General features: G+C 45.8%; 9 protein-coding genes. 6 read left to right on the top strand and 3 right to left on the bottom strand.

What is annotated here, in order from left to right; translation table 11 throughout:
- The first annotated feature begins 149 nt into the window (after positions 1 to 149).
- On the top strand, positions 150 to 1,130 hold the full coding sequence (locus BT127_RS04325; protein WP_075423797.1) for a DnaD domain protein: 981 nt from the start codon (positions 150 to 152) through the stop codon (positions 1,128 to 1,130).
- Positions 1,131 to 1,142: 12 nt separating this feature from the next.
- Complete coding sequence (locus tag BT127_RS04320; RefSeq protein ID WP_075423796.1) at positions 1,143 to 2,114, top strand: ATP-binding protein; 972 nt, start codon at positions 1,143 to 1,145, stop codon at positions 2,112 to 2,114.
- A gap of 58 nt (positions 2,115 to 2,172) precedes the next feature.
- Here BT127_RS04320 and BT127_RS04315 read toward each other — a convergent pair whose 3' ends face one another.
- Positions 2,173 to 2,427, bottom strand: a complete 255-nt coding sequence (locus tag BT127_RS04315; protein ID WP_075423795.1) for a heavy-metal-associated domain-containing protein — start codon at positions 2,425 to 2,427, stop codon at positions 2,173 to 2,175.
- A 335-nt stretch (positions 2,428 to 2,762) separates the two neighbouring features.
- Here BT127_RS04315 and BT127_RS04310 point away from each other — a divergent pair, with 335 nt between their 5' ends.
- Both BT127_RS04310 and BT127_RS04305 read left to right on the top strand, forming a co-directional pair.
- Positions 2,763 to 3,044, top strand: coding sequence for a DUF6110 family protein (locus BT127_RS04310; RefSeq protein ID WP_075423794.1), 282 nt, complete (start codon positions 2,763 to 2,765; stop codon positions 3,042 to 3,044).
- 71 nt (positions 3,045 to 3,115) lie between these two features.
- Positions 3,116 to 5,194, top strand: a complete 2,079-nt coding sequence (locus BT127_RS04305) for a heavy metal translocating P-type ATPase (protein ID WP_075423793.1) — start codon at positions 3,116 to 3,118, stop codon at positions 5,192 to 5,194.
- 68 nt (positions 5,195 to 5,262) lie between these two features.
- Here BT127_RS04305 and BT127_RS04300 read toward each other — a convergent pair whose 3' ends face one another.
- Positions 5,263 to 6,429: a dockerin type I repeat-containing protein gene (locus tag BT127_RS04300; RefSeq protein ID WP_075423792.1), complete on the bottom strand. Its 1,167-nt coding sequence runs from the start codon at positions 6,427 to 6,429 to the stop codon at positions 5,263 to 5,265.
- Between the two features lie 249 nt (positions 6,430 to 6,678).
- Between BT127_RS04300 and BT127_RS04295 the strand changes: the two genes are divergently transcribed.
- Together BT127_RS04295 and BT127_RS04290 are read left to right on the top strand one after the other, a co-directional pair.
- On the top strand, positions 6,679 to 7,404 hold the full coding sequence (locus BT127_RS04295; protein ID WP_075423791.1) for an MBL fold metallo-hydrolase: 726 nt from the start codon (positions 6,679 to 6,681) through the stop codon (positions 7,402 to 7,404).
- A gap of 37 nt (positions 7,405 to 7,441) precedes the next feature.
- Positions 7,442 to 8,014 (top strand): hypothetical protein, encoded by a 573-nt coding sequence (locus tag BT127_RS04290; protein ID WP_075423790.1) that lies wholly within the window; start codon positions 7,442 to 7,444, stop codon positions 8,012 to 8,014.
- 149 nt (positions 8,015 to 8,163) lie between these two features.
- On the opposite strand, the gene BT127_RS16710 is transcribed toward BT127_RS04290, so the two are convergent.
- Entirely contained in the window at positions 8,164 to 8,331 is a 168-nt protein-coding gene (locus BT127_RS16710; RefSeq protein ID WP_173541743.1) for a hypothetical protein, read from the bottom strand.
- Positions 8,332 to 8,371: the final 40 nt, after the last annotated feature.

Genomic DNA, 8,371 nt, shown 5'->3' with positions numbered 1-8,371 from the left:
ATGCCCTTGCAGATACGCAAATCTTTGATTTGCTCCCTGCATATCGGGCAATTATACCACAACGCTTCGCTTATGTGGTATAATATTAAACACATTATAAATTGCTTCGCTTTGTTATGTGGAGCAATATTTTTACGGAGGGGAATGGTTTGGACTTCAAAGCAAACAGCGGTATATGGGGAACTATGTTCGGAGTTCCTTGTATAGTTGCAGATAATTTCCTTAAGCTTGCAACAGGCGAACAGATAAAGGTACTGCTTTACCTGCTGAGATGCTCGGGAAGGAGCGTTTCCGCAGAGGAGATATCCCTTGCAGCAGGAGTAAGCATACAGCAGGCAGAGGATGCCGTACTTTTCTGGCAGCAGGCAAATGTTCTTACAACTGATATGGCAGTTCCTCAGCAGAGCAGTATAATGACGGCTCCCACAGAGAGCGCACCACAGGAACAGCCTGTACAGCAGACCGCTGCACCTGCCGTTATCGAGCATCAGCCTGCAAGACAAAAACAGAATCTGACTCCTTCAGAGATATCGGAGATAATCAAGGGTTCATCGGATATTGCCGAGCTGGTAAAGGCTGCAGAATGTACAATGGGTAATCTTAACTATACGATGCAGAATTCGTTGATATGGATGCATAACTATCTTGGACTCAAAAAAGAAGTGATTCTCACACTTCTCGTGTACTGTCAGAGCATCGAAAAGACCAACTCCGCATACATCGAAAAAATAGCGTGGAGCTGGTCCGAGAAGGATATCAACACTCTCAGTATCGCTCAGGAGGAAGTCGAGCGTCTTACAAACAGTCACAACTTCGTTAACAAGATAATGAATGCTTTCGAGATGAAGCGCCGTCCGACTACAAAGCAGCTTGAAATGATAGAACAGTGGCGAAGTGAGGGGTTCAGTGTTGAACTGATACACCTTGCCTATGAAAAAACTATCGAGAATATCGACAAGCTGAACTTCGATTACCTTAACAAGATACTTCTCTCGTGGAAGGAAAGCGGATACGCTACAGTTGCCGATGTTCAGAACGCAGAGACCGATTTCCGACGCCGCAGGAAGAACGAGCAGAAGTCCGATGATTTCGACATGGAAAAGTATAAATTCGTAATAAATAATATATAGTGAGGTAAGGATTTGGATAACGAACTTCTTGAAAAAGCTCAGGCGATAATAAGCGACAGAAGGCATAAGGCATTATCGGAGAACGAAATGCGTATCAACGAGATAAATCAGCGTATACCTCAGATAAAGGAAATAAACGATACACTTTTCAATACGGGAAGAGACCTTATAAGACTTATTTCCGAAGCCAAGGGAAGCGACGTTTCGGCAAAGGTCGAGGAGATAAAGCGGAACAATCTCGGCGCACAGGCAATGGCGCGTCAGCTTCTTACCGCAAACGGCTATCCCGAGGACTATCTCGATATACACTATACCTGTAAGAAATGCAACGATACAGGCTATTGCAGATATTCCTTCTGCGACTGCCTCAGAAAGGTGATCGGAAAGCTCTCGGCGGACGAGCTGAACCGTGAAGCACAGCTGGAGCTTTCAAGCTTTGATACCTTCAAGCTGAGCTACTACCACGGCGACGATTACTACACTATGGAGCGCATCTATAACTACACCCGCAGATACGCCGAGCAGTTTACACCTAATTCCGAGAGCATACTGATGTTCGGCAAAACGGGACTGGGAAAAACTCACCTTTCCCTTGCGATAGCGAATGCAGTGTTACAGAAGGGCTACAGTGTAATATACGATTCTGTTATCAATCTTCTGAGGATAGTGGAGAACGAGCATTTCAGCAGGGATCATTCCTCGGAAATGATAGATATGCTTATGAATACCGAGCTTCTTATCATGGACGATCTTGGTACGGAATATGTCTCGACGTTTTACAGCTCTACGGTCTACAACATAATAAATACCCGTCTTAACCGCAGAAAGCCGACTATAATAAGCACGAATCTGGACTTCAAAGGCATCAGCGGACGATACGATGAAAGAGTTGTATCAAGGCTTACATCGACTTACACATGTCTTGAATTCGTGGGGGATGATGTGCGCCTGCAGATGAAGCTGAATAATTCGGCAAATAAATGATAGAAAAAAGGAGTATGACCTGAAATGGTACATACTCCTTTAATTTTGTGATCGTGGATTACTTCTTGAAAAGTGAGAATCCTTTTTTCTCGTATGGTTCACTCTCAACTGAAATGAACTTATAGCCTGTTTCGTCGATAACTGCCTTTATCTTGTCTGTATCTATCGGCTCCTGAGATATAATCTCTGTTTCGCCCTTGCTGTGTGAAGAAGTTACCTTCTTAACGTCGAAAACTTTTCTTATGGCGTCATTTACGTGTGCCTCGCACATACCGCACATCATGCCGTCTATTTTTACAATTGTTTTTGTCATAACGATACCTCCGTTTTATTATGCCCATATACAACGAGAGTATACGCGGCATTGTTAGTCTACTCTATTATTTTATATCAACCGCTTCAAGAAGTCAATATAAGATAACTGCGGGTAGAACCGAATTGTCTGTAATGCCTTTATTCAGCGGATGATACCTGTATATTTTTGGTGAATCGGACGAGTACCCTTGCAGCTGACCTACAGTCAGACGTTAGCTGTAATTAACGATATAAGTCGGAATATGTCCGAATGGAGCTGAAAATAAAGCTTTTTGGTGCTATACTGAATGTAGAAAGAAATCAGCGAAAGCTGTAATATAAGGAGGTCATACTATGAAATGTGATTGGCGTAAAATAGGTATATTTGCAGGCGGACTTCTCTGCGGTACAGCAGGTATCAGAATACTCAGCAGTAAGGACGCAAAGAAGGTCTATACCCAGACTACAGCGGCTGCACTCCGTGCAAAGGAAAACATCATGGAGACTGTTACAGCAGTCAGAGAGAATGCGGGAGATATCCTCGCAGACGCAAAGGAGATAAACAAGCAGCGCATCGAGGAAGAGGCTGAGGAAATAATCGAGGATGCTGCTGAAGAGGCAGTGCCCGAGGCATAAAATAATGGGAGGCATGAGCAGCGGGGAGCGTTCCTCCTGCATCATGTCTTTCTTTTTGCGAGGTGAAACATATGAAATGTAAGATAATGCATGACAGCTGCGGACGTATGAGAGTTCATCTGATGCAGAAGTATATGACTCTCGAACAGGCGGATATCCTTGAATACTATCTGCGCTCCGGGAAAGGCGTAAAAGACGTCAAGGTGTTCGACCGTACATGCGACGCAGTTATAATATATGAAGGGTGCAGGAACGATATAGTATCTGCACTTGCAAGGTTCTATTACAGTGACGAAAGGGCGGTAAGTCTTGTACCCGAGCAGACAGGAAGAGCGCTTAACCGTGAATACGAGGATAAACTGGTATGGAAGATAATCGGCAGGATAGTCCGCAATACTGTCCTTCCCGTGTCTGTCAGAACGATACTCTGTCTTTTAAGGTCGGTGAAGTATATATTCAGCGGTCTCAGGACTCTCCTTCACGGTAAACTGGAGGTATCAGTCCTTGACGCAACAGCTATAACCGTATCCATGATAAGAGGGGATTTCGGTACGGCTTCATCTGTCATGTTCCTTCTTGGAGTTGGTGAGCTGCTTGAGGAGTGGACTCACAAGAAGTCCGTAGCCGACCTTGCAGGAGCAATGTCCCTGGGAGTTGATAAGGTATGGCTCAGAAAGGACGGTCAGGAGTTACTTGTTCCCGTAAATGAGGTGCAGAAGGGCGACTGCATCGTGGTACGCACAGGCGGTATGATAGCTCTGGACGGCAGAGTTGTATCAGGTGAAGCGGAAGTTAACCAGTCCTCTATCACAGGGGAGGGACTTCCCGTAAGAAAGACCGCTGACAGCCCCGTATATGCAGGTACGGTCGTTGAGGAAGGCGAGTGCGTAATATGCGTGGAAAAGGTATCAGGTACAGGAAGATACGACCGCATAGTGAAGATGATAGAGGAGTCCGAAAAGCTTAAATCAGCGGCAGAGGATAAGGCTTCACACATAGCTGACAGCCTTGTTCCTTACAGTCTCGGAGCGACTATCCTGACATACCTGATAACAGGCAATGCGGCAAAGGCGATAGCTATTCTCATGGTGGACTTCTCATGCGCCCTGAAACTTGCAATGCCCATATCGGTGCTCTCAGCGATGAGGGACTGCACACGCCGCGGTATATCCGTAAAGGGCGGCAAGTTCCTCGAAAACATAGCCGAGGCGGATACCATTGTTTTCGACAAGACAGGTACACTGACCTACGCTTCACCGAGCGTCCGTGAGGTAGTTGCATTCGGTGATAACGATCCCGAGGATATGCTGCGGCTTGCGGCTTGTCTGGAGGAGCACTACCCACACTCTATGGCAAATGCAGTTGTGGGCGAAGCCGAAAAGCGTGGACTTACCCACGAGGAACGCCATTCGAGAGTTGAGTACGTTGTGGCTCACGGCATTTCAAGTACGGTGGACGGTGAAAAGGTAGTGATAGGAAGCTATCACTTTGTATTCGAGGACGAGAAATGCGTCATCCCAGAGGGTGACGAGGAAAAGTTTGCTTCACTGAACGGCGAGTATTCGCATCTGTATCTTGCATGCGGAGGAAAGCTTGCGGCAGTTATATGCATCGAGGATCCTCTCCGTGAGGAAGCTGCCGAGGTGATCGAAACCCTGCGAAATCTCGGAATAAACAAGATAGTCATGATGACGGGAGACAGCAAGCGTACAGCAAAAGCAGTAGGCAGGCGTGTGGGAGTTGACGAGCTTCACTACGAGGTTCTTCCCGAGGACAAGGCGGAATTCATACGCCGTGAGCATGAGCTTGGCAGAAAGGTCATAATGATAGGGGACGGCGTGAACGATTCACCTGCACTTTCCGAATCCGATGCAGGCATAGCCATAAGTACGGGTGCGGCAATTGCCCGTGAGATAGCGGATATAACCATATCGGCAAACGACCTCTATTCACTGGTGACACTGAAAAAGCTCAGCGACTCGCTGATAAAGCGCATCAACTGGAACTACAGGACGATAATCGGATTCAATTTCGGACTTATCGTACTTGGAGTCATGGGAATACTTCCCCCTGCAACATCTGCATTCCTGCATAACGCATCAACTCTTGCGATAGGAATACGCAGCATGAGGGAATATGAAGCAGATTAAACATACAGAAATACCGCGGAGGGATCCGCGGCATTTCTTTTCTATGGGTAACTTAAGGAGGTAGGTTGTCATTCCGCAGTGGGCGGAGTTGTGTGCTCGGGGAGGTATAAAAGAAGCTTGGCATCGTATTTCTGGATAGCAAGTGCGTCCAGAGGAGTAATGCCCGAACCGGGATCGCAGCAGTCGGCGTTTATAAGTGCCTGACCTTCAAGGGGATATTTGTCGCTGTTTGCGATGTACTGAAGGATAAGCAGTGAATCCGCTAATGTTGTCACATAGTCCATGTTTGCATCACCGGGAGCCAAAGACTTTAAAAAGTCCTCTGTGTATGTATCCATTGTTGCAGCAGGCACTGGATAACCGGCGTTTTCTGCTGTAGGTATATCCTGCACCGGTATCACAGTATCTATCAGTTCGCTGTTCTCTGCAATTGCCACCTGTTCACGGGTAAGCTCTGCTGTCATTGTGAGAGTGAGCATACTGCGTGATTTTACGGTGTCTTTTATACCGAGTTCGGCAATTATCTTTTCCTGCTGTTCTGCAACAGCTTTCTTTATCAGTTCAGTGCGTTTCTTACGATAGTAGTCGATCTGGAAGTTCTCCAGCTGGTTGTGAGTGTATTGTGAACTGTCGAATGATTCTGCGTATTTGATGCTTTCGTAGTTTATCTCATTTTCCTGTTCCTCTGTTATCAGAGGTGTGGTCTTGCCCCATATGAGGACGTCCAATGGATATTCATAGCTGTCCCAGTCGGGGTTCTGCGGAGGATCATACTCGTAGAATTCCCTTACAAGCTCACATTCCTCAGCGGCTTTCATCTGTTCCGGAGTGAGTGCGGCATAGATGACCTGGGGATGCTCAAGATATTCCGCATCTTCTTTTGCAATGCCTATAGCCTCAAGCACCTTTTCGCAGCGTTCTGTCATAGCTTTGCTCTGACGCTCTTGGGTGAGGTCATTATAGAATTTCCTTCGCATCATTTCTATATCGTCCTCTGTGTAAACGTTTCTGTCGAGAGAAGCAGCATATTCATATGATTCGATCTCAGCCTGTTCCATGATAGCAGGCACATCGATCTTTTCGGGGTAGATCTGATATTTCTGTATCTCGGTTTTTTCGTCAGCTGTAACTGTCGGTGCTGACGCATCCTCTGCATGGATGTATGCTGAAGCAGAAAGAGCGAAAGTTCCGAGGATAACAGCTGATACAGCTAATGCAAATAATCTGTTTTTCATAGTAAAGCCTCCTTTAGTCTGGTTTTTTCGGCGATATCTTCACCTTTCATTAAATAGACGGATGAGGAATGTATTTTTCTCATCATAATTATGCATTTTTGTTATTGATAACTAACAAAAGCGTACAAATACAAAACTGATACAGGAGTAGTTTTTTTGGCATTGCTATTTGAGGGTTTATGATGTATAATATAGAGAGCAGCTTACTGATTAAAATAAGGAATCTGCACATGAAAGGAAGCAACAGAGATGGATATGATACAGAGACTGTTTCCCGTCGTTACTGACGAAACAAAGAAACGCGGAAAAATACTTTATTATGCACAGAACGATATGACCTGTTACGTCCTGAGAGGCAGTCGGGGTGATCTTCTGATAGACACGGGATTGTTTCATATATGGAACGGACTTCACAAATGGATCGGACAATTTGATATCAGATACGTACTGCTGACTCACGCTCACGCCGACCACGACTGGAACGCAGCCAAACTGCAAAAGTCGGGAGCTAAGATATTGCTTTCTGCGGACGATAAAAACCTGCGTCAGAATTATCTTTCCCAGAGAGTCAGACCGACAATGCCGAAATATACTTTCAGAAATTACACGCAGTGGATAAACGGAAGCCTGTTCAAAAGTCCGCATTACGATGCAGACATCTATTTCGGAAGACGGGACAGCAAACTTCTGCGGAAGCTTGGATTTGATGCGGATATCGTACTTCTTCCCGGACATACATACGGTTCTGTCGGAGTCTACAGCAAGGGAGTACTTTACTGCGGCGATGCCTTTACAGCCATGTGGAAGCGTCCCGACATCACACCTCACGCTGTCAGTCCGAAGCTGATGAAAGGCTCTCTCGAACGGATAGTGAAACTGTCTCCCGAGTGGTTAGCCTGCGGACACGGACTGCCAATGCGGTTTGATGAGGCACTTCCCGTGATAGAAGACTATCTGCGGAACTGTGCCGATTGATTTGCAGTGTAATCGAAAAAACGGAGGAACAACGACAATGAAAAAGAAAATCACATTACTTGCTTTATGCTTTTTGTGCGTTAGTCTGATATCCTGCGGCACGAAAACCGTTGAGACAAATGCACCCAAAACCGAACCTACCTCTGCGGCTTCAAACGTGCAGACTAACCCACCGACAGAGTCCATTCAGACCGAGACAACTCCCTCTGAGGATACCGAAACGGTCATTCCCGAAAATACGGAAGCTGATGAGACATCTCAGACCGCCGCTGCCGAGTCGGACGAAACCGAAGTTACCGAACAGACCGAAAGTGTATCAGATGCTGTTACAGCGGAGCAGGCATTGGATGCGATAAAAAAGTATTGTTACGATAATAACCCCGACCTGAAAAACATGGCAGATTCGGGCGAATACAATATTTACTGGGAGGTAGTTTCAAACGAGGCTGATGAGATAGTTGTTCTCTACAGGTCATACACAGGCGCACTGATACGCTATTACATTGCTCCTGTTTCGGGAGAAACATATGTTACCGAGTTCGTTCCGGGAATCATGGACGCAGAGCAGCGTACAGATGAAAGCTTTAATGTCAGGGACTACATAGCCTGACATGATGCAATATACGATGCCGGAGAGATGTTTACAAGTCTGATGCAGATAAAATGCACTCCGAAAAGAAAAGTCCTGAGACTTGCTTATGCAGATCTCAGGACTATTTTATGTTTCAATATGGAATATGCTGAAATACAGAGAACCGATCATTCATCAAAGTTCTTCGGATGCTTAGGCTTGCGCTTATAACGCTTCTTGTCGGTATCCACGACCTTTGTGGCAGGATCCACCTCATTCCAGCTGCCGCGCTTTTTGTCATTTATCTTTTTCTGCTCTTTTTTACTTAGTTTATCATAAGGTACAAATTTTTCCATAGTTTCCTCCATTCAAAGTAAATACGGATGATACATGCAA

The sequence above is a fragment of the Ruminococcus sp. XPD3002 genome, from assembly GCA_900119535.1.
Taxonomy (GTDB): Bacteria; Bacillota; Clostridia; order Oscillospirales; family Ruminococcaceae; genus Ruminococcus; species Ruminococcus flavefaciens_H.
This window is presented reverse-complemented; position numbering and strand designations above follow the sequence as displayed.